Source organism: Microbacterium sp. BE35 (assembly GCF_031457705.1).
Lineage (GTDB): Bacteria > Actinomycetota > Actinomycetes > Actinomycetales > Microbacteriaceae > Microbacterium > Microbacterium trichothecenolyticum.
The window spans coordinates 55756-76468 of record NZ_JAVDXD010000005.1 but is presented as its reverse complement, the minus strand read 5'-3'; the positions used below and the strand labels follow the sequence as shown (position 1 = coordinate 76468).

The 20713-nt window shown below is 70.8% G+C and carries 19 protein-coding genes; 10 read left to right on the top strand and 9 right to left on the bottom strand.

Annotated features, from left to right (window positions below):
• Positions 1-162: 162 nt before the first annotated feature.
• Positions 163-825, bottom strand: coding sequence for a fasciclin domain-containing protein (locus tag J2Y46_RS16260; protein ID WP_045298058.1), 663 nt, complete (start codon positions 823-825; stop codon positions 163-165).
• A 345-nt stretch (positions 826-1170) separates the two neighbouring features.
• Here J2Y46_RS16260 and sigK point away from each other — a divergent pair, with 345 nt between their 5' ends.
• The 6 genes from sigK (at position 1171) to J2Y46_RS16230 (ending at position 5481) form a co-directional block, all read left to right on the top strand.
• Positions 1171-1773 carry an ECF RNA polymerase sigma factor SigK gene (gene sigK, locus J2Y46_RS16255; RefSeq protein WP_211255888.1) on the top strand — a complete coding sequence of 201 codons (603 nt, stop codon included), beginning with the start codon at positions 1171-1173 and terminating at the stop codon, positions 1771-1773.
• Positions 1773-2606 carry an anti-sigma factor gene (locus tag J2Y46_RS16250; protein WP_045298060.1) on the top strand — a complete coding sequence of 278 codons (834 nt, stop codon included), beginning with the start codon at positions 1773-1775 and terminating at the stop codon, positions 2604-2606. Before sigK ends, J2Y46_RS16250 begins: the two co-directional genes overlap by 1 nt.
• A gap of 168 nt (positions 2607-2774) precedes the next feature.
• On the top strand, positions 2775-3122 hold the full coding sequence (locus J2Y46_RS16245; protein WP_310244108.1) for a helix-turn-helix transcriptional regulator: 348 nt from the start codon (positions 2775-2777) through the stop codon (positions 3120-3122).
• A gap of 59 nt (positions 3123-3181) precedes the next feature.
• The gene (locus tag J2Y46_RS16240; protein WP_045298062.1) at positions 3182-3589 is read left to right on the top strand and encodes a VOC family protein; all 408 of its coding nucleotides are present in this window, start codon (positions 3182-3184) and stop codon (positions 3587-3589) included.
• Positions 3590-3672: 83 nt separating this feature from the next.
• Positions 3673-4311, top strand: coding sequence for a hypothetical protein (locus tag J2Y46_RS16235; protein WP_045298311.1), 639 nt, complete (start codon positions 3673-3675; stop codon positions 4309-4311).
• 282 nt (positions 4312-4593) lie between these two features.
• Positions 4594-5481, top strand: a complete 888-nt coding sequence (locus J2Y46_RS16230; RefSeq protein ID WP_045298064.1) for an aminodeoxychorismate lyase — start codon at positions 4594-4596, stop codon at positions 5479-5481.
• A gap of 9 nt (positions 5482-5490) precedes the next feature.
• Here J2Y46_RS16230 and J2Y46_RS16225 read toward each other — a convergent pair whose 3' ends face one another.
• Positions 5491-5943, bottom strand: a complete 453-nt coding sequence (locus J2Y46_RS16225; RefSeq protein ID WP_310243675.1) for a hypothetical protein — start codon at positions 5941-5943, stop codon at positions 5491-5493.
• Between the two features lie 69 nt (positions 5944-6012).
• Between J2Y46_RS16225 and J2Y46_RS16220 the strand changes: the two genes are divergently transcribed.
• Complete coding sequence (locus J2Y46_RS16220) at positions 6013-6561, top strand: TetR/AcrR family transcriptional regulator (protein WP_045298069.1); 549 nt, start codon at positions 6013-6015, stop codon at positions 6559-6561.
• A 50-nt stretch (positions 6562-6611) separates the two neighbouring features.
• Here J2Y46_RS16220 and pstB read toward each other — a convergent pair whose 3' ends face one another.
• From pstB to J2Y46_RS16200, 4 genes are all read right to left on the bottom strand, one after another.
• A complete protein-coding gene (gene pstB, locus J2Y46_RS16215; protein ID WP_045298071.1) occupies positions 6612-7391 on the bottom strand; it encodes a phosphate ABC transporter ATP-binding protein PstB in 780 nt (259 codons plus the stop codon).
• A 31-nt stretch (positions 7392-7422) separates the two neighbouring features.
• Positions 7423-8532 carry a phosphate ABC transporter permease PstA gene (gene pstA / locus J2Y46_RS16210; protein ID WP_084695522.1) on the bottom strand — a complete coding sequence of 370 codons (1110 nt, stop codon included), beginning with the start codon at positions 8530-8532 and terminating at the stop codon, positions 7423-7425.
• Between the two features lies 1 nt (position 8533).
• A complete protein-coding gene (gene pstC / locus J2Y46_RS16205) occupies positions 8534-9478 on the bottom strand; it encodes a phosphate ABC transporter permease subunit PstC (protein WP_045298075.1) in 945 nt (314 codons plus the stop codon).
• A 71-nt stretch (positions 9479-9549) separates the two neighbouring features.
• Complete coding sequence (locus J2Y46_RS16200; protein WP_045298077.1) at positions 9550-10662, bottom strand: phosphate ABC transporter substrate-binding protein PstS; 1113 nt, start codon at positions 10660-10662, stop codon at positions 9550-9552.
• 239 nt (positions 10663-10901) lie between these two features.
• Here J2Y46_RS16200 and J2Y46_RS16195 point away from each other — a divergent pair, with 239 nt between their 5' ends.
• The 3 genes from J2Y46_RS16195 to J2Y46_RS16185 are packed head-to-tail and all read left to right on the top strand — an operon-like array spanning position 10902 to position 17030.
• Complete coding sequence (locus J2Y46_RS16195) at positions 10902-11753, top strand: hypothetical protein (RefSeq protein ID WP_052676743.1); 852 nt, start codon at positions 10902-10904, stop codon at positions 11751-11753.
• Between the two features lies 1 nt (position 11754).
• A complete protein-coding gene (locus J2Y46_RS16190; protein ID WP_045298079.1) occupies positions 11755-15699 on the top strand; it encodes a Pls/PosA family non-ribosomal peptide synthetase in 3945 nt (1314 codons plus the stop codon).
• Positions 15696-17030, top strand: coding sequence for a M1 family metallopeptidase (locus J2Y46_RS16185; RefSeq protein ID WP_045298318.1), 1335 nt, complete (start codon positions 15696-15698; stop codon positions 17028-17030). Before J2Y46_RS16190 ends, J2Y46_RS16185 begins: the two co-directional genes overlap by 4 nt.
• Here J2Y46_RS16185 and J2Y46_RS16180 read toward each other — a convergent pair.
• Genes J2Y46_RS16180 through J2Y46_RS16170 form a run of 3 tightly spaced genes read right to left on the bottom strand, consistent with a single transcriptional unit; the run spans position 17005 to position 20644 of the window.
• A complete protein-coding gene (locus J2Y46_RS16180; RefSeq protein WP_045298082.1) occupies positions 17005-17547 on the bottom strand; it encodes a hypothetical protein in 543 nt (180 codons plus the stop codon). The genes J2Y46_RS16185 and J2Y46_RS16180 overlap by 26 nt on opposite strands.
• Positions 17547-18485: an NUDIX domain-containing protein gene (locus J2Y46_RS16175; RefSeq protein WP_045298085.1), complete on the bottom strand. Its 939-nt coding sequence runs from the start codon at positions 18483-18485 to the stop codon at positions 17547-17549. The genes J2Y46_RS16180 and J2Y46_RS16175 overlap by 1 nt, the downstream gene beginning before the upstream one ends.
• The gene (locus J2Y46_RS16170) at positions 18482-20644 is read right to left on the bottom strand and encodes an RNA degradosome polyphosphate kinase (RefSeq protein WP_045298086.1); all 2163 of its coding nucleotides are present in this window, start codon (positions 20642-20644) and stop codon (positions 18482-18484) included. Before J2Y46_RS16170 ends, J2Y46_RS16175 begins: the two co-directional genes overlap by 4 nt.
• Positions 20645-20713 lie beyond the last annotated feature (69 nt).

Here is a 20713-nt window from a genome sequence, read left to right as displayed (position 1 = left end):
CGCATCGGGCCTTGTTCCACGGTACGGACTGCCCTCCTCGCCGACTGAGGGGTTGACGAGCCTCCCCCGACGTGCAAGCGCGTGCAGCGCGGCCGCCGGCGCACCTCGCAGCGCCGGCGGCCGCGCCGCCCCCCACATGGCCGGCGTGACGCCGGCGTTCGGTCACTGAGCCGGAGGCATCAGGACCGCGTCGATGAGGTACACGGTGGCGTTGGCGGTCTGCACGCCGCCGCAGATCACGTTGGCGTCATTGACCTTCCACATGTCGCCCTCGCCCGTGACCTCGAGGTCGGACCCCTGCACCGTGGTGTGCGTGCCCGCGATGTCCGCCGGCTCGATCCGTCCCGGGACCACGTGGTACGTGAGGATCGACGTCAGCGTCGCGCTGTCGGTCTTCAGCGACTCGATGGTGGCGGGGTCGATCTTCGCGAACGCGTCGTCCACCGGCGCGAACACGGTGAACTCGTCGCCGTTCAGGGTGTCGACGAGGTTCACGTCGGGATTGAGCTGCCCGCTCACGGCGGCGGTGAGCGTCGTCAGCATCGGATTGTTGGATGCCGCGACCGCGACCGGATCCGCCGACATGCCCTCGATCGATCCGTCGCCATCCGGCACGGCCTCGGCGTACGCCGCGCAGCCGGGTCCGACGAGGTCGGCGGCGGGATCGGCCGTCATGGGCTCCTCGCTGGCCTCCATGGACGGGGTCGAAGGTTCGGTCGTGGGTGCTGCGGTCGATCCGCCCATCGAACAGGCGGAAAGCGCGAAGGTCGCGGCGACGGCGAGCATGAGCCCTGCCGACACACGCTTCCGGGTGATGCGAGACATGTCTTCCTCCTCAGTGCGGTCCTCGGACCGCGGTCTGTGCGTGTCCCCGGTGCGGGGAGCGTGCCGCAGAAGCGGCTACACGGACTGTTCGGAGGGCTCGCCGCATCGGATTGCAGATCCGACGAGAACGGATGCTGCCGCCCGGGGCCGAGGCATCCGGTTCTCGTCGTGGCAATCCGAATGCGAACCCGGTGCGAACAACTCACGACGCTTGACGGCTCGCTGGCACCGGGTGCAGGGGCGGCCGCCGTTCATGTTCTCGACGTCGGGACGCCGCCGGGCGTGGAAGTGTACTCGTTCACCCGCGGGCGAGGCCACGGCGGGGCGGAGGGGGGTGCGTAAGGCATGCTGGTGGACATGGTGATCGACGGGATCGACGTGCCGGACGACGGCACGAAGCCCGTCGACCGCGTCGCACAGCTTCTCGAGCGCACCGCGGGCGGGGACCAGGTCGCCTTCGCCCGCCTCTACGATCTGCTGTCCCCCCGGGTGTTCGGTCTGATCCTGCGCGTTCTCGTCGATCGCGCGCAGAGCGAGGAGGTGCTGCAGGAGGTCTTCCTCGAGGTGTGGCAATCCGCTGCGCGGTTCGCTCCGAACAGAGGGCAGGGAAGATCGTGGGTGCTGACGATCGCGCACCGCCGGGCCGTCGACCGCGTGAGGTCGTCGCAGGCGAGCACGGATCGCGACGTGCGCGCGGGCTTCCGAGACCTCGACGTCGCCCACGACGGGGTCGCGGAGCAGGTCGAGCTCCGCATCGAGGGGGAGAAGGTGGCGGCGGCGCTGTCGGGGCTTCCCGACGCCCAGCGGGAGGCGCTCACCCTCGCGTATTACGGGGGTTACAGTCAGAGCGAGATCGCCGCCCTGGTGGGGGCGCCGCTGGGGACGATCAAGACGAGGATGCGGGACGGCCTGTCGCGCCTCCGGGCCGAGATGGGGGTGGCCGCGTGATGGACGAGCAGGAGTTCGCCGAGCTCGCCGCAGGCGCCGCGCTGAACGCGCTGTCGCCTGACGACCGCGCGGCCTTCGAGGCGGCGCGCCGCGAGCACCCCGAATGGGAGCACTGGATCGACACGGATGCCGCCACCGCCGCGGCGCTCGCCGACACCGTCTCCGACGCCGTGCCTCCGCTCACTCTGCGCTCCACGCTGCTCTCGCGGATCGCGACGACTCCGCAGCTGCCCGCGATGGACGCGGCTGTGGCCGCGACGGCGGAGCCCGTGGACCGGTGGACGCCGGCCCCGCCGCCGGCACCGGAACGGCACGGAGACGAATCGCCCGTCGAGCCGCCCCCGCCGACGGCGGTGATCCAGGCGGTCTCGCGGCGTCGCTGGACGCGGGGCATCCTGGCGCTCGCCGCCTCCCTGGTGCTGCTCGTCGCACTAGGCCTCGGGGCCGTGCAGATCAACGAGTACATGACCCGGCCGCCGGAGGTCGTGGCGCTGCAGCAGATCGAGGACGCCCCCGATGCCCGGTCGGCGACGGTCGAGGTCGCGGACGGCGGGACGTCCACTGCGCACTGGGCGGAATCCGTCGGCAAGGTCGTGCTGGTGTCGCAGGGACTGCCGCAGATCGCGGACGACGAGAGCTTCGAGCTCTGGTTCGTGCGCGATGGCGCCGCGGTGCCCGCGGGGGTGTTCGAGCCGACGGACGGGACGACGACTGCGCTGCTCGAAGGAGCGATGGAAGCAGGCGACGTGATCGCCGTGACGATCGAGCCCCAGGGCGGCTCGCCCACGGGGGAGCCGTCGTCCGATCCCATCGTGACGATCCCCACGGCCTGACGCCGAAGACACGCGCCCGGTCGCCGAAACCCGGGTCGCCGAGGTCGTCGAAGCGCGGCGGGAGGCCGTCGATCCGGGTAGCGTGAGGCCGTGGCATCCGTCCCCCAGAGAACACAGACGGCACAGTCGACCCAGACTCTCGCGCACCTTCGCCGCGCGCGCGACCTCATGGACCGCGACTACGCGCAGCCCCTCGACGTGCCGACGATGGCGACGAAGGCCCTCATGTCGCCCGCCCACTTCTCGCGCGAGTTCAAGGCCGCGTACGGTGAGACGCCCTATGCGTACCTGATGACCCGGCGCATCGAGCGCGCCATGGCACTTCTGCGCGAGGGCATGTCGGTGACGGATGCCTGCACCGCCGTCGGCGCGACCTCCCTGGGCTCGTTCAGTACGACGTTCACCGAGATCGTGGGTGAGACCCCGAGCTCGTACCGTTCGCGCCCGCACGACGCCGCCGAGGCGATGCCGCTCTGCGTCGCGAAGATCCTCACTCGCCCGACCCGCTACGCCTGAATCGGAACCGAGCAGGATCGGAGAAGCGTGCGGGGCGGCGTCGCCGTAGCGTGGCAGCCATGACGAACATCGCCCTGGCCTACAGCCCCATCACCGTCGACGACGTCGACGCCGCCATCCCCTTCTACCGCGACGGACTCGGCCTCGAGGTCGTGAATGACGTCGCCTACGACGGCCACCGCTGGGTGAGCTTCGGGTTCCCCGGGCAGCCCGGCCTCTCGCTCGTGGTCTCCGACCCGACCGCAGGCCGCTCGCCCGAGGACGGCGACGCGCTGCAGCGCCTCGTCGTGAAAGGCTCCGGCCCCGGACCCTACGTGTTCACCACGTCCGACCTCGACGCCACGTTCGAGAAACTGCGCGCCTTCGGCGCAGAGGTGTTGCAGGAGCCCAAGGAGCAGGGCTGGGGTCCGCGCGACGCGGCATTCCGCGACCCGGCGGGCAACCACATCCGCATCAACCAGGTCTGAGACAGGCGCGAGACGTGTGCCTGCCCTGGGCCGCCGCCATGCAGCGCGAGCCCGTGCTCGTGGCGGCGAGTAGCCTGGACGGAATGAGCGACTCGTCCAGGGAGTTCCACAAGCCCGTCCGCCGACCGGCCGAACTCTTCGACCGGGTGTTCCCCGCCGAGGACCCGGCCGAGGTCTCCCGCGTCGCGCACACGACCGCGCACGCCCTGCTCGCCCGCGTTCGGGCCGACCCCGACGGCACCGTCGTGGATCGGCTCGTCGCCTTCACCGACGAGCACGGCATCGACGACCTCGCGGAGCTGTGGTCGCGGTCGCCCGCGAAGACGCTTCCGGGCGCCTTGTGGCGGCTGTACCTGGTGCAGCTCATGATCCACGACGACCCGCGCACGGCCGCGCTCCTGTACGAGCGCGGCCGTGCCGAGCTCCGCTCCGCCGACGACGTGGTGGCGGGCGCGCCGTCCCCCGCGGGGCCGGAGGAACTCGTCTCGCTGGTCGACACCATCCTGCGCGGGCTCTTCGAGGGGGACTTCGCCGTGGCCCTCGAAAGGGCGGCCGCGTTCTGCCGGGTGCAGGCCGCCGGCGCGACGCACGTCGCCGACGACTACGAAGCGACCGAGCCCGACCGCGCATCGGCCTTCACCACGCGCGCCCTGCGGCTGTCGGACTACGCTGCCGACCTCACGGCCTGCGCCGCCCTCTGGCGCCGCGACGCCCTCAGCTGAGCGGCTCCGGCGTCGCCTGCCCCGTCAGCTCTCAGCTCGTCGACCCCGAGAATCCATCTGGAGGACCAGACCGCGGGGATCACCCAAGGTCTCGTCCTCCAGATGGATTCTCGCGGAGAAGACGGACCGGGTCCGGGCATGAAAGAGCCGGGCCGCAGAACGCCTCTCGGCGCGGTGCCGCTCGAAGCGGCAAATTTTGGAGCCCGGGGTTACTGCGGCCCGGCCGATCCAGTGTAACCGAGTCCGACGGCGCGGCATTCCCGAACGCCTAAGCTCAGGGGCATGGCCCTGCGTTTCGCGCTCGTGATCGAGCCCGCGGCATCCGATGATCCGCGTCCGGTCTTCTCCGACTCGTTCCGCGTGATCGACCCGTCCGCCCCGGCCCTCAGCGTCGGCGAGCTGAGCACCCAGCGCGGCGACGGCATCTTCGAGTCGATCGGCGTCGTCGACGGCCACGCGCAGGAGACCGAGGCACACCTCGAACGGCTCGCGCACTCCGCGCAGATCTGCGACCTCCCCGCCCCGAACCTCGAGCAGTGGCGTCAGGCCGTCGCCGTCGCCGCGCAGCACTCGCCGAGCGAGGGGGAGGGCGTCATCAAGCTCATCCTGAGCCGCGGCGTCGAGCACGGTCCGGCCCCCACCGCGTGGGTGACCGCGACGGCCGCCGCTGACAACTCGATCGCCCGCGAGAAGGGGATCCGGGTCGTCACGCTGGACCGCGGCTACGGCATCGACACCCCCGCCCGTGCGCCGTGGCTGCTCCTGGGAGCGAAGACCCTGTCGTACGCCGTCAACATGGCCGCGATCCGCGAGGCGAAGCGGCGAGGCGCCGACGACGCCGTATTCGTCACGTCCGACGGCTTCGTGCTCGAGGCGCCCACGGCGTCGCTCATCCTCCGAATCGGCGGCCGCTTCGTCACCCCGGCGCCCAACGGCGGCATCCTCCACGGCACGACGCAGCTGAGCCTGTTCGCCCACCTCGAAGCGCAGGGGCACGAGACGGGCTACGAGGTGCTCCCGACGAGCGCGCTCGGCGAGGCGGATGCCGCGTGGCTGGTGTCCAGCGTGCGGCTCGCCGCTCCGATCACGGCGATCGACGACATCGAGGTGCCGTCGGACGCGGAGCTCACTGCATCCTTCAACCGGTATCTGCTGAGTCCGCGCGACTGAGCCCTGAGCTCACCTCGTCACGCCCGACATGTCGCGGCGCGCGCGAGCGATCATGCCGCGCGCGAGCAGCGCGAGACCCGCGCGCAAGGGCAGCGACGCCAGGCGGCCGCCAGCGCCTTTGAAACGCATCGCCGCGACCACGCGCACGAGCGAACTCTTCTCGTCGACGCCGACCCCGACGCGCACGTCGAGGCGACGCGCGTTCACCGCGACCAGCGCCTCGTCGCCCTCGACACGGGTCACGGCCAGGCGGTCGCAGCGCGCGGGGCGGCGTCGCAGGGCCGCGAGACCGGCCAGCGAGAGCGCGATCCAGCGGGGGAGGGCCGACGTCGACAGGAGGTTGCGCGCCCACGCCGACGGATCGGCCGAGGCGTGCGCCGGGAGCACGTCGACCCACACCTGGGTGTAGTCGGGATCCGCGATGTCGACCAGGGCGAGCGACCAGAAGGCGGGTTCTCTCATGCGAAGCTCCTCCGCGACCATACGCCGACGTATGGTCCTGCGAAGAAAACTATACGGTACCGTACGGACATGGCAAGGTTCACTCGAGCGGACTGGGTCGACGCGGCGTACCGGCGGTTCAGCGACGACGGGATCCGCGCGGTCGCCGTCGAGCCGACCGCGCGGGAGCTCGGCACGACGAAGGGGTCGTTCTATTGGCACTTCGCCGACCGGCAGGCGCTCGTCGATGCGGTGCTCGAGACGTGGCGCGACCGCGAAACCGAGGCGCTCATCGCCGAGGTCGAGATGATCTCCGATCCGCAGTCCCGCCTCGCCGCGCTGCTCGAGATCATCGCTCACCGCACGGGGGAGCGCTCGGGCGAGCGGACGCTCTACGCCGATGCCGCCGCGGCCGACGTGCGCGACATCGTCGAAGCCGTCACCGAGCGGCGGGTGTCGTACCTCACCGGTCTGCTCGAGGCATCCGGTGTCCCCGGTCGCGAGGCACGACGGCGCGCGGTCATCGTCGTCTCGGCCGTCATCGGGTACCAGCAGCTCGTGTCGAGCGGATGGGATGCCGCCGCAGACCCGCGCCCGCTGGTGGAGACGCTCTTCGCCCTGGCGACGGCCCCCGTCTGACGACGAAGCCCCTCGCCGTGCGGGGAGGGGCTTCGTGGAGTCGGACGGGCTTATCCGAAGCGGCCCGAGACGTAGTCCTCGGTGGCCTGGACGGAAGGCGTCGTGAAGATCGTCTTGGTCTCGTCGTACTCGATGAGCTTGCCCGGCTTGCCGGTGCCGGCGATGTTGAAGAACGCCGTCTTGTCGGAGACGCGCGAGGCCTGCTGCATGTTGTGCGTGACGATGACGACCGTGTAGTCGTTCTTCAGCTCGCCGATCAGCTCCTCGATGGCGTAGGTCGAGATCGGGTCGAGCGCAGAGCACGGCTCGTCCATGAGGATGACCTCCGGCGAGACGGCGATCGCGCGCGCGATGCACAGACGCTGCTGCTGGCCGCCCGACAGACCCGAGCCGGGCTTGTCGAGACGGTCCTTGACCTCGTTCCAGAGGTTGGCGCCCTGGAGCGACTTCTCGACGAGCGCCTCGGAGTCGGACTTCGACATCTTCTTGTTGTTGAGCTTCACGCCCGCGAGCACGTTCTCCTTGATGGACATCGTGGGGAACGGGTTGGGGCGCTGGAAGACCATGCCGACCTGTCGGCGCACGAGCACCGGGTCGACGTTGGCGCCGTACAGGTTGTCGCCGTCGAGCAGCACCTCACCCTCGACGCGGGCGCCGGGGATAACTTCATGCATGCGGTTCAAGGTGCGCAGGAACGTCGACTTGCCGCAGCCCGAGGGACCGATGAAGGCCGTGACGCTACGCGGCTCGATGTCGAGCGAGACGCCTTCGACGGCCAGGAAGTCGCTGTAGTAGACGTTGAGGTCGTTGACTTCGATGCTCTTGGACATGGTTCCTGTCGATTCTTTCGGGTGAGGATGCTCAGCGGCCGAGCTTCGGCGAGAAGACCTTCGCGACGACGCGCGCGATGAGGTTGAGGAGCATCACAAGGACGATGAGGATGAACGCGGCGGCCCAGGCGCGGTCGATGTAGGCCTGCGCCGGGATGCCCTGGTTCATGTACTGCGAGTACGCGAACACGGGAAGCGTCATCATGCGGCCCTCGAAGAGGTTGTAGTTCATCGAGGTGGCGACGCCCGCCGTCAGCAGCAGCGGCGCCGTCTCGCCGATGACGCGCGAGATGGAGAGCATGACGCCTGTCGTGATGCCGGCGATCGAGGTGGGCAGCACGACCTTCGAGATCGTGCGCCACTTCGGCACGCCGAGCGCGTACGACGCCTCGCGCAGCTCGTTCGGGACGAGTCGCAGCATCTCCTCGGTGGAGCGGACGACCACCGGGATCATCAGCACCGACAGGGCGATGGAGCCCATGATGCCCATGCGGATGCCGGGACCGAAGATCAGGGCGAAGACCGCGTATGCGAACAGACCGGCGACGATCGACGGGATGCCCGTCATGACGTCGACGAGGAACGTGATGCCGCGGCTCAGACGCCCGCCGCGCCCGTACTCGACGAGGTAGATGGCGGTGAAGATGCCGATCGGGATCGAGATGACGGCCGCCGCGAGCGTGATGAGCACGGTGCCGACGATGGCGTGCAGCGCACCGCCGCCTTCGCCGACCACGTTGCGCATGGATGACGTGAAGAACTCGGCCGACAGGCCCGCGACGCCGTTGACGACGACGGTGATGGCCACCGACACGAGCGGGACCATCGCGATGAGGAACGCGATCGTCACCACACCGGTCACGAGGCGGTCGACGCCCTTGCGGCGACCCTCGACGAGTGACGAGATCACCGTGATCAGCACCAGGTACAGGAGCCCCGCCACCACGGCCCACCCGGCCAGGTTGAAGCCCTCGCCGGATCCCATCGCGATGATCGCGAACAGCATGCCGGCGGCCACGAGGCTGCCGACGAGGATGGCCCACGGCGCCCAGACGGGAAGGTGGCCGCTGGTCAGGCGGGGCGTCTCGCGCACCGGTGCAGCCGTCTGCGGAGGCTGAGGAGGAGCGGTCGTCACGGTCATGTCAGTTCGCTCCCGAGAATTCCTTGCGCCGGCTGACGATCCATCGGGCGATGGCGTTGACGGCGAAGGTGACGATGAAGAGGATGAGGCCCGTCGCGATGAGGACGTTGATGTTGAGGCCGTAGGCCTCGGGGAACGTCAGCGCGATGTTGGCGGGGATCGTGCCGGGGTTCTCGGAGGTGAAGAGCTGGAAGGTGACGACGTTGGCCACCGAGAGCACCATGGCGACCGCCATCGTCTCTCCGAGCGCGCGGCCGAGGCCGAGCATGGAGGCCGACACGATGCCGCTGCGGCCGAAGGGGAACACGGCCATGCGGACCATCTCCCAGCGCGTCGCACCGAGGGCGAGGGCGGCCTCCTCGTGAAGGACCGGCGTCTGCAGGAAGATCTCGCGGCAGATGGCCGTGATGATGGGCACAACCATGACCGCGAGGACGATCGCGGCGGTGAAGATCGTGCGGCCCGTGCTCGAGACGGTGCCGCTGAAGAGGGGGAACCACCCCATGTTGGCGTTGAGCCAGGCGTATACCGGCTGCACGGCCGGGGCGAGCACCAGGATGCCCCAGAGGCCGAAGACGACAGAGGGCACCGCCGCGAGCAGGTCGACGATGTAGCCGAGACCCTGCGCGAGGCGGCGAGGTGCGTAGTGCGAGATGAAGAGGGCGACCGCCACCGCGAGGGGTACGGCCATCAGCAGCGCCAGGAACGATGCCCACACGGTGCCGAACGCGAGCGGCCAGACGTACTCCCAGAAGCTCCCGGTGAGGATGCTGGCGGTCTCGTTCGTGGCGGTGAGGCCCGGGATCGACTGGATGATGAGGAAGATCGCGACGGCGGCGAGCGTGACGAGGATCATCACCCCGGCGCCGAGCGCGGTTCCCGAGAACCAGCGGTCGCCTGGCCGCTGCTTGACCTTGCCCGTCGCGGGGGCGGTCGTCGTGGTCATGGTGTCCTTCTGGAATCGGGTCTCAGGGTGATACCCGGCCCGGTCGTGCGGCCGGGCCGGGTATCGGGGTATTACTCGACGACGATCAGGTCGATCGCGGCGTTGACCTGCTCGCGCAGCGTGTCGGAGATCGGCGCGTTGCCGGCGGCGGCGGCGGCCGCGTCCTGGCCCTCGGCGCTGGCCACGTACTGCAGGTAGCCCTTGACGATCGGCGCGACAGCCGCGTCAGCGTACTCCTGGCACGCGATCATGTAGCTGACGAGGACGATCGGGTACACGCCGGCGGCGTCCGAGGTGCGCTCGAGTGCGATCGCGAGGTCTCCCTCGCCACGGCCCTCTTCGAACGGCGACTCGTCGACGATCGCGGCAGCGGCCTCGGGCGAGTACTCGACGAACTCGTCGCCGACCTGGATGGCGGCGGTCGACAGGCCCTCTTCGGCGGCGCGCGACGCGTCGGCGTAGCCGATGGTGCCGTTGCCGCCAGCGACGGCCGAGACGACACCCGAGGTGCCCTGCGCGGCCTCGCCGCTGGAGAGCGGCCACACGCCGTCGGGCTCGTACGTCCACACGTCGCCGGCGGTCTGGAAGAGGTAGTCGGTGAAGTTCTCGGTGGTGCCCGAGTCGTCCGCGCGGTGCACCGGCGTCACGGCCAGGTCGGGGAGCGTCGCGTCGGGGTTGAGCGCGGCGATCGCCGGGTCGTTCCAGTTGGTGATCGTGCCGGCGAACAGGCCCGCAGCGGTCGCGGCGTCGAGGTTGAGCGAGTCCACGCCCTCGACGTTGAAGATGATCGCGATCGGCGAGATGTAGGTCGGGAGCTCGATGATGCCCGAGCCGTCGACGCACGAGTCGAACGGGCCCGCCTCGATCTCCTCGACCTTGAACGCGCGGTCGGAGCCCGCGAACGGGAAGGCGCCGGCCTGGAAGGACTCGCGGCCCGCGCCCGAGCCGGACGGGTCGTAGTTGATGGTGACGTCGGGGTTCGCCGTCTGGAAGCCGGCGGTCCAGGCCTGGACCGCGACCTCCTGCGACGACGCGCCGCCGCCCGAGATCTCGCCGGAGAGGTCCGACGCGGCCGTGGTCTCGTCGGTGGTGCCGCCGGGGGTCTCGTTCGAGGCGCAGCCGGCGAGAGCGAGAGCCGCGACTGCGGCGACAGCGCCCACCTGGGCGATGCGAGAGATCTTCACTGTGTGAATCCTTCACGTGTCAGGGAAACAGGCCGAAACGGCCTTCGGGTTCGAACCCGGTGCGGGGTTCGCTCTGAAACGTAGGCTCGGACTCTTAAGAGACTGCGCTGTGCGGGTGAACGGAAGGTGAACGGGATGCCGACATCCATGCATCGGCATTGACACACCGGCGGGCATTCCCGCGGAATTCCGCGACACGACGCTCCGGCCGTTCACCGGCGCCCGCTAAGGTTCCTCGCATGAGCAAGACCACCAAAGCACAGCGCAAGGCGTTCGACGCGATCGACGATGCGGAGTCCGCGGCGAAGAAGGCCCGCCGGGTCGCCAAGACCCTCCCGGCCAAGAGCGCGAAGAAGCTGCGCGAGGTCGCGGCCGAGACCGTCGACCGCGTCGACGTGTCGAAGAAGGTCATCCGCAAGAACCCGCGCAAGGTGGCGAAGAAGGCGCACCGCGCCGAGGATCGCGTGCGCAAGGCCACCCGAGCCGCGGTCGCGAAGGCCGAGAAGAAGGCGCGCCTGCGCGCGGAGGCCGACCGGGCCGCCGCCGAAGCGGCGAGAGCTGCCGAAGAGGCCAAGTCGCGCGCGGCAGAGGCGAAGGCGCTCAAGAAGGCGGCCGCCAAGGCCGAGCGCGCCGCCGCCGAAGCCGAGCAGGAGGCGCTCGAGGCCGACCGCGCCCTCGAGGCCGAGCTCACCTCCGATGCGGCGGACCCGGATGCTGCCGCCACCGCGGGGCCGGAGTCCGCGGCCGCGGAAGCCGTCGCAGCGGAAGCTCCCCCCGTGGGAGAGGCATCGGCGGCAGGAGAGGCGCCCGCTGCCGCGGCGCCGAAGGCGCCCGCGAAGCGCACCACGACCCGCACTCGCACCCCGCGTGCGAAGGAGCCTGCGACCAAGCCGACCCCTGCCGCTGCAGCTGAGCCCACGCGGCCGGAGGCTCGGCGCGACGCGCCGGCGACGCGTGGAGGGGCCGTGGGGACCGGCTCGTCCGATCTCGAGACGCTCACCGTCGCGCAGCTGCGAGAGCGCGCCCGCGTCGCGGGCCGGACCGGCTACTCGCGGCTCACCAAGGCCGAGCTGATCACCCTGCTGTCCTGACGTGAGCTCGATCGATTCGCCCCCGGCCGTGACGGCTCCGCTGGATCGCATCGACGCGGCACCGGAGCCGCGCACGCTGCTCGACATCCTCCGCGCCACCGTGCAGCGCACGCCGGAGGCCTCCGCACTCGACGACGGCTCGGGGGCGCTCAGCTATCGCGAGCTCATGGCGCGCGTGGGTCGTACTGCCGCGCTGCTGCACGAGGCGGGCGTCCGCCGCGGCGACCGGGTCGGCGTGCGGATGCCCTCCGGCTCGAAGGAGTTGTACATCTCGATTCTCGGCGTGATCGCCGCCGGCGCGGCGTATGTGCCGGTCGACGCTGACGACTCCGACGAGCGGGCACGGCTCGTGTTCGGGGAGGCGCACGTCCACGGCGTGATCGGCGAGGGCGGCGCGTACGTGCCTGCCGGCGCGGCCGACGATGAGCCCGCCGCACTGTTCGGCGGCGCCGCGCCGCATCCGAGCACGCACGCGATCGTCACCGTGCCGCCCCCGACGATCGACGACGACGCCTGGATCATCTTCACCTCGGGGTCGACGGGGGTGCCGAAAGGTGTGGCTGTGTCCCACCGCTCCGCCGCCGCGTTCGTCGACGCCGAGGCGCGTCTCTTCCTCCAGGATGCGCCGCTCGGCCCGGGCGACCGCGTCCTGGCGGGCCTCTCGGTGGCCTTCGACGCCTCGTGCGAGGAGATGTGGCTCGCGTGGCGCCACGGCGCATGCCTCGTACCCGCGCCGCGCTCGCTGGTGCGGTCGGGCGAGGACCTGGCGCCGTGGCTCATCCGGCAGGCGATCACGGCGGTCTCGACCGTGCCGACGCTCGCCGCGATGTGGCCGGCCGACGCGATCGAGAACGTGCGCCTGCTCATCTTCGGCGGCGAGGCCTGCCCGCCCGAGCTCGTCGCGCGGCTCGTCGCCGACGGCCGCGAGGTCTGGAACACGTACGGCCCGACCGAGGCCACCGTCGTCGCGTGCGCGGCGCTCCTCGACGGCGAGGGACCGGTGCGCATCGGCCTCCCGCTCGACGGCTGGGCGCTGGCCGTCGTCGACGGCGACGACCGTCAGGTCGAGCCGGGCGGGGTGGGCGAGCTGATCATCGGCGGCGTGGGGCTCGCCCGCTACCTCGACCCGATCAAGGACCTCGAGAAGTACGCGCCGATGCCGACTCTGGGGTGGGACCGGGCGTACCGCTCCGGCGACCTCGTGCGCTACGAGCCGCAGGGTCTGCTCTTCCAGGGCCGTGCCGACGACCAGGTCAAGGTCGGCGGGCGCCGCATCGAGCTCGGCGAGGTCGAGAACGCCTTGCAGGAGCTGCCGGGCGTGACCGCCGCGAGCGCTGCCGTGCGCACGAGCGACGCAGGGGTCCCGGTGCTCGTGGGATACCTCGTCGTCGACGGCGAGCTCGACCGCGCCGCCGCGCGCGGCCACCTCGCCGCGCGCCTGGCCGCGGGCGTCATGCCGCTGCTCGCCGTGGTGCCCGACCTTCCCGTGCGGACCTCCGGCAAGGTCGACCGCGCCGCGCTGCCGTGGCCGCTGCCCGACCTCGACATCCCCCGCGCCGACCTGACCCCCGACGAGGCGTGGCTCGCGGATCAATGGCAGGCGGTGCTCGGCCTCCCTGTCCCGGATCGCAAGGCCGACTTCTTCGACCTCGGTGGCGGTTCGCTCGCCGCGGCGCAGCTGGTCTCCCGCATCCGTGCGCGCGTCCCCGATTTCTCGGTCGCGGACATCTATGACGTGCCGCGCCTCGGGGCGATGGCCAAGGCGCTGCAGCCGTTCCTCTCGCGAGAAGAGGCGGGGGATTTCCGGATGCCGGAGCCCACTCCGCGCGCCACGCAGTGGGTGCAGTCGATCCTCGGCGCCCCGCTGTTCATCCTCTCGGGCGTCCGCTGGCTTCTCTATCTGCTGACCGCCGGGGCCATCCTCCGGCTGTTTCCCGGATTCGAGGCGCTGCCCTCTGCGCCGTGGTGGCTGCTCATCATCGGCCTCGTGCTCTTCGCCACGCCGTTCGGCCGCATGGCGATCGCCGCAGCATCCGCTCGGCTTCTCCTGGCGGGACTGCGTCCCGGGGACTACCCGCGCGGCGGCTCGGTGCACCTGAGGCTCTGGCTCGCGGAGCAGATCTCGGATCAGGTCGACGCCGTGGGGCTGGCCGGCGCACCCTGGGTCTCGTACTACGCGCGCGCCCTCGGCGCCCGCATCGGCACGGACGTCGACATGCACACGCTTCCGCCGATCACCGGCATGCTGAAGGTCGGAGATCGCGCCTCGATCGAGCCGGAGGTCGACCTCAGCGGCTACTGGATCGACGGCGACCTCGTGCGCATCGGCGAGGTGCGCATCGGCGCCGACGCCACCGTCGGCACGCGCAGCACCCTCGCGCCCGGCACGCGGATCGGCCAGCGCGCTGAGATCGCGCCCGGCTCCGCCGTCTTCGGCCGGGTGCGCGCGAACCAGTCGTGGGCCGGCTCGCCCGCCGTGCGCGTCGGCGGCACGACCGAGGGCTGGCCGGCCGAGCGCCCGCCCGCGGCGCGACGCTGGCTGTGGGCGTACGCGGTCTCGGCTGTTGCGCTGGGGCTCCTGCCCATCGTCAGCTTCGCGGCGGGGGCTGTGGTGCTCGCGCTGGGGATGCGCGGCGCCGCCGACCTGGGCGTCGCGCTCGGCGCGGCCTTCGTGTGGCTCGTGCCGGCGGTCCTGGTGACCGGATTCGTCTACGCCGGCGCCGTCGTGCTGGGCGTCCGGCTCGCCGCGATCGGGCTCCGCGAGGGCACGCACGCCGTGCGCAGCCGGATCGGGTGGCAGGCCTGGACGACGGAGCGCCTGCTCGACTCGGCCCGTACGGTTCTGTTCCCGCTGTACTCGAGCCTGTTCACGCCGGTATGGCTGCGGCTGCTGGGCGCGCGGGTCGGACACGACGTCGAAGCATCCACCGTCCTGCTCATCCCGGCGATGGCGCGTATCGAGGACGGTGCGTTCCTCGCCGACGACACGATGGTCGCGTCGTACGAGATGCACGGCGGCTGGCTGCGACTGGGCGAGGTGCGTATCGGCAAGCGCGCCTTCCTCGGCAACTCCGGCATGGCTTCGCCCGGTCACACGGTGCCCAAGGACGGCTTGGTCGCGGTGCTGTCGGCCGCACCGGTCAAGGCCAAGGCCGGCTCCTCCTGGCTCGGCTCGCCCGCGACGCGTCTGCGCCGCCAGCCGAACGAGAGCGACGCGAGCCGCACCTACAACCCTCCGACCTCGCTGCGGGTCGCGCGGTCGCTGTGGGAGATCTGCCGGTTCATCCCCGTCGTCGTCACGTGCGGCCTCGGCCTGCTCGTGCTCTTCGCGCTGGCCGCGCTCGTCGACACCGTCGGTCCTTGGATCACGCTCCTGCTGTCGGGCTTCGTGCTCCTGGCCGCGGGCGCGGTCGCCGCGGCCATCTCGACCGCCGCGAAGTGGCTTTTCGTCGGGCCGATCCGCGCGGGGGAGCAGCCGCTGTGGTCGAGCTTCGTCTGGCGCACCGAGGTGTCGGACACCTTCACCGAGATGCTCGCGGCCCCGTGGTTCGCGCGCGCCGCCGCCGGCACACCCGCGCTCGCCGTGTGGCTGCGCAGCCTCGGCGCCCGCATCGGGCGCGGCGTGTGGTGCGAGAGCTACTGGCTGCCCGAGCCCGACCTCGTGACGCTCGGCGAGGCATCCACGGTCAACCGCGGGTGCGTCGTGCAGACGCACCTGTTCCATGATCGAATCATGAGCATGGACACCGTCGAACTCGAACCCGGTGCGACGCTCGGACCGCACAGCGTGATCCTTCCTGCCGCGTCGATCGGCGCCCACGCGACCGTCGGCCCGGCGTCGCTCGTGATGCGCGGCGAGAGCGTGCCCGTCGGCTCCCGTTGGAGCGGCAACCCGATCGGACCGTGGCGCGCGGTCACGGTGCGCGCGTACCAGTCGACGTCGTGATCGGCCCCGATGCGTACACGCCGCGCAGCGGCGACGCCTCGTTCGACGTCGTGTCGTACGACCTCGACCTGCGCTACCGCGTGCACACGAACCGGCTCGAGGGCACCGCGCTCGTCAACGCGGTCGCGACCCAGCGGACGCGCTCGGTGCGACTCGACCTGATCGGCCTGCGCGCGTCGCGGGTCCGGGTGGACGGCGACGCGCGGACGAAGTTCGCACAGGATGCCTCGGCCCTGCGCATCACGCCCCCCCAGGCGCTGGAGGCGGGAGAGGAGTTCTCCATCGAGGTGCGCTATGCCGGTGCGCCGAGGCCGCGGCGCTCGCGGTGGGGCACGATCGGGTGGGAGGAGCTGGAGGACGGCGTGCTCGTCGCGTCCCAGCCGGTCGGCGCGCCGACCTGGTTCCCCTGCAACGACCGCCCCGACGACCGGGCGAAGTTCCGCATCGCGATCACCACGGATCCGGACTACACCGTCGCGGCGACCGGCGTCCCGCAGCCGCCGGTGCGCACCGGCGGGCTCACCCGCTGGGAGTTCGTGTCGGAGGTGCCGACGGCGACCTACCTCGCTGCCGTCCACATCGGCCCGTACCGCGAGAGCGCGATCGGCCCCGTGCGGCTGATGGCTCCGGCGCCGCTCGTGACCGCTGCCCGGCGGTGGTTCTCCGACGTGCCCCGCATCCTCGACTGCTTCGAGGAGGCGTTCGGGCCGTACCCGCAGGAGGGCTGCACGGTCGTCGTCACCGCGGACCCCCTCGAGATCCCGCTCGAGGCGCAGGGACTCGTCGTGTTCGGTGCCAACCACTTCGAGCCCGAAGCCGCGCGCCTGGTGCCGCATGAGATCGCCCACCAGTGGTTCGGCAACAGCGTGGGCGTCGAGCGGTGGCACGACATCTGGCTCAACGAAGGCTTCGCGTGCTTCGCCGAGTGGCTGTGGTCCGAGGCGTCGGGCAGCGCCGACATCGCGACCCTCGCCGACCAGCACCATGCGCGCCTCCAGGTGCTGCCGCAGGACCTCGTCATCTCGGACCCGGGCCCCGCGCTCATGTTCGACGACCGCGTCTACAAGCGCGGCGCGCTCACGCTGGAGGCGCTGCGTCGCACGGTCGGGGCGGAGGTGTTCGCCGACCTCCTCCACACGTGGGTGCGCGAACACCGGCACGCACTCGCCACCACCGAGGCGTTCCGCGACTGCGTCGCCCGCACCGCCGGCCCGGCGGCGGTCGAGCTCCTCGCGGTGTGGCTCGACGCCGCGCCTCTCCCGCCGCTGCCGCCCCGCCCGCAGGCACCCGCGGTGCGACGGTGGCTCAGACTCCCGGGCTCGCGGGACTGAGGAGCGCGACGCTCACGAGGATGCCCGGCGGCCCGGCCGCATCCCATCCCGCGTAGACCTCACCGCCGGGGACGGTCGCCGTCCAGGCGCTCGCGGCCCACGCCACCCCCACCGTCGAGGGCTCCACGCGGAGTCCCCGGCCGTCGGCCTTCAGTGCGGCCTCGATGCGGATCCACTCCCGCACGCTCGCCTCGCCGTCGCCGAGCACGCCTGACATACCGGCCGCGTCGCGGCGCGCATCGTGCTCGGGCTCGGCGTCGACGCCGAGCGCCGCAGCCTCCCGCGTCGCCGCCACAGCCGCGATCGCATACCCGCCCGCGTAGGTGACGCTGGCCAGGAACGGCGCGTGCGAGACGGTCACCGGGCCATGCGGCCCGCCGCAGCGGGGGCACGGATTGCTCAGTTCGGCGCCGGCGGGCAGCATCCCCCGCAGCAGACGCCACGCGTGCTCGCGCCGTGGCGCGCCGGGCGGCACCTCGGCCCACGCGATGTCGACGATCGACCGCGCGGAGGCCATCACACCTTCGGCTCGTGCGTCTCGATCGTGACGATGCCCGAGCCGGGGTTCTCCACCGACAGGTGCACCACCGAGAACGCGGCGGGCTCCAGGGCCGAGGCACTGCCGAGGTAGGAGCCGCGCAACGTGCCCGTCGCGAGGGCGAGCTCGCTGAGGATATCGGGGAGCACGGGCCCGTGGCTGCACAGCACCGCCGGCTTGCGCGAGCGCACCCGCTCGCCGATCACCGTTCGCGCATCGGACCTGCCGTCCTCCCACGCGTCCTGGCTGATGAGCTTGGTGGTGTCGATCTCCCGGCCGATCGCGGCCGACAGCGGGGCGACGGTCTTGACGCAGCGGGCGGCAGGGCTCGACACGATCCGCCGCACGCCGAAGGCGAGCAGCGGGCCGACGATCGACGTCGCCTGCTTGCGGCCGCGGGCGGCGAGCGGGCGCGCAGCATCCTTCCCCTGCCATTCCTCGCGGGTGACGGCTTTGGCGTGCCGCAGGGCGACGATGGGGAAGGTGCGCAGCACTCCCTCGTCGACGAGCCGCAGGAAGTGCTCCATGATCTCGGTGTCGACGGGGTAGCTGAGCCGCTTCAGCGCCTTCTTGGGAGAGACCCACTCGATGGCGGCGATCTCTTTGTTCGGCACGAACGCCGACGCGCGGATCGCGGCATCGGTCGCCTCGGCCGCCCAGTAGTGCACGATCTTGGTGCGCTTGCTCGGCAGCCGGTAGCGCGAGACTCCGACGGGCACGCCGAGGGCGACACGGATGCCGGTCTCTTCGTGGATCTCGCGGACCGCCGTCTCGGCGAGCATCTCGCCGGGGTCGACCTTGCCCTTGGGGAGCGTGACGTCGCGGTACTTGGTGCGGTGGATCAGGAGCACGCGCAGCTTGTCGTCGACGACACGCCAGACGACGCCCCCGGCCGCGTAGACGGCCGTCTCGGTCATCGCACCGCGCGTGCACGCCGGCGGCGCTGCACGTTGGTCATGGTCCGGTCCTGGAGATCGAGGAGCGGCTTTCCCTCCTCGCTCTGATTGTGCCGCACCCATTCGCCGTCGGGGCGGAGATGCCACGAGCTCGTCGTGTCGCTCATCGACAACGTGAAGAGGTCGTTCAGCTCCTTCACGTGGGCCGGCGATGTGACGCGCACCAGAGCTTCGACGCGGCGGTCGAGGTTGCGATGCATCATGTCGGCGCTGCCGATGTACACGACGGGGTCGCCGTCATTGTGGAAGGCGAAGATGCGCGAATGCTCCAGGTAGCGCCCGAGGATCGAACGCACCGTGATGTTCTCGCTCATGCCCTCGACGCCCGGCTTCAACGCGCAGATGCCGCGCACGCACACCTCGACCTTCACACCGGCCTGGCTGGCACGGTAGAGGGAGTCGATGATCTGCTCGTCGACCATCGAGTTGACCTTGATGCGCACGCTCGCGGGCTTGCCCGCCAGCGCATTGCGCCGCTCCTTGTCGATCAGGCGCAGCAGGCCCTTCCGCAGGTGCAGAGGGGCGACGAGGATCCGCTTGAACTTCTTCTCGATCGCGTAGCCGCTCAGCTCGTTGAACAGACGGGTGAGGTCGCGACCGACCTGGTCGTCGGCGGTGAAGAGCCCGAAGTCCTCGTAGATGCGGCTCGTCTTCGGGTTGTAGTTGCCCGTGCCGACGTGGCTGTAGCTGCGCAGCACGCCGCTCTCCTCGCGGATCACGAGCGCCAGCTTGCAGTGCGTCTTGAGGCCCACGAGGCCGTAGACGACGTGCACACCGGCCTTCTCCAGCTTGCGCGCCCACACGATGTTGTTGGCCTCGTCGAAGCGCGCCTTGATCTCGACGAGTGCGAGCACCTGCTTGCCGGCCTCTGCGGCATCGATGAGCGCCTCGACGATCGGGCTGTCACCCGACGTGCGATACAGGGTCTGCTTGATGGCGAGCACGTGCGGGTCTTTCGCCGCCTGCTCGAGGAAGGCCTGCACACTCGTCGCGAATGACTCGTACGGGTGGTGCACGAGCACGTCGCCCTTGCGGATCGAGGCGAAGATGTCGGGCCGCTCGTTGTTGTCGCCCGGCTGGAACGCCAGTGCCGTCGTCGGCAGATGCGGCTTGAAGCGAAGGTCGGGGCGATCGATGCGCAGGTCGAACAGTCCGCGCAGATCCAGCGGCCCGGGGAGGCGGTAGACCTCCTGCTCGGTGATGTCGAGTTCCTTGATGAGCAGGTCGAGCGTGACGTCGTCCATGTCGTCCGTGATCTCGAGGCGGATCGGCGGGCCGAACCGGCGGCGCAGCAGCTCGGCCTCGAGAGCCTGGATGAGGTTCTCGGTCTCGTCCTCCTCGATCACGACGTCCTCGTTGCGCGTGAGGCGGAAGGCATGGTGGTCGAGCACCTCCATACCGGGGAAGAGGTCGTCGAGGTGGTTGGAGATGAGGTCCTCGAGCGGCAGAAAGCGCAGGGTGCCGTCGACGGGCGGCAGCTCGACGAAGCGAGGGAGCATGGGCGGCACCTTGAGGCGCGCGAACTCCTGACGACCCGTCCGTGCGTTGCGGATGCGGATCGCGAGGTTCAGCGACAGCCCCGAGATATACGGGAACGGGTGCGCGGGATCCACCGCGAGCGGCATCAGGACCGGGAAGACCTGCGCCTGGAAGTAGTCGTACAGGCCCTCGCGCTCGGCGGCGTCGAGCGTGTCGTACGAGACCATCTGGATGCCGACATCCGCCATCGCCGGCTTCACGAGCGACGTCCAGACCTCGGCGTGACGCAGCTGCAGCCGGTGCGCCTCCGCCGAGATGTCGGAGAGGACCTCGGCCGGCGAGCGGCCGACGTTGGTCGGCAGGGCGAGGCCCGTCACGATGCGGCGCTTGAGGCCCGCGACGCGCACCATGAAGAACTCGTCGAGGTTGCTCGCGAAGATCGCGAGGAAGTTGGCGCGTTCGAGAAGCGGGAGGTTCGGGTCTTCGGCGAGCTCCAGCACGCGCTGGTTGAACGCGAGCCAGCTCAGCTCGCGATCCAGGTAGCGGTGGTCGGGAAGCTGCGAGTCGAAGACCTCGGAAAGGTCGAAGTCGTCGTCGTCCGCATCGCCCAGGCCGGCGTCGAGCACCTCGGGTTCGATCATCCCTTCATCATTGCAGGGTGACGTGACGAGAGTGTGAACGATCCCCACGCCTCCTCCACGCATCGCTTC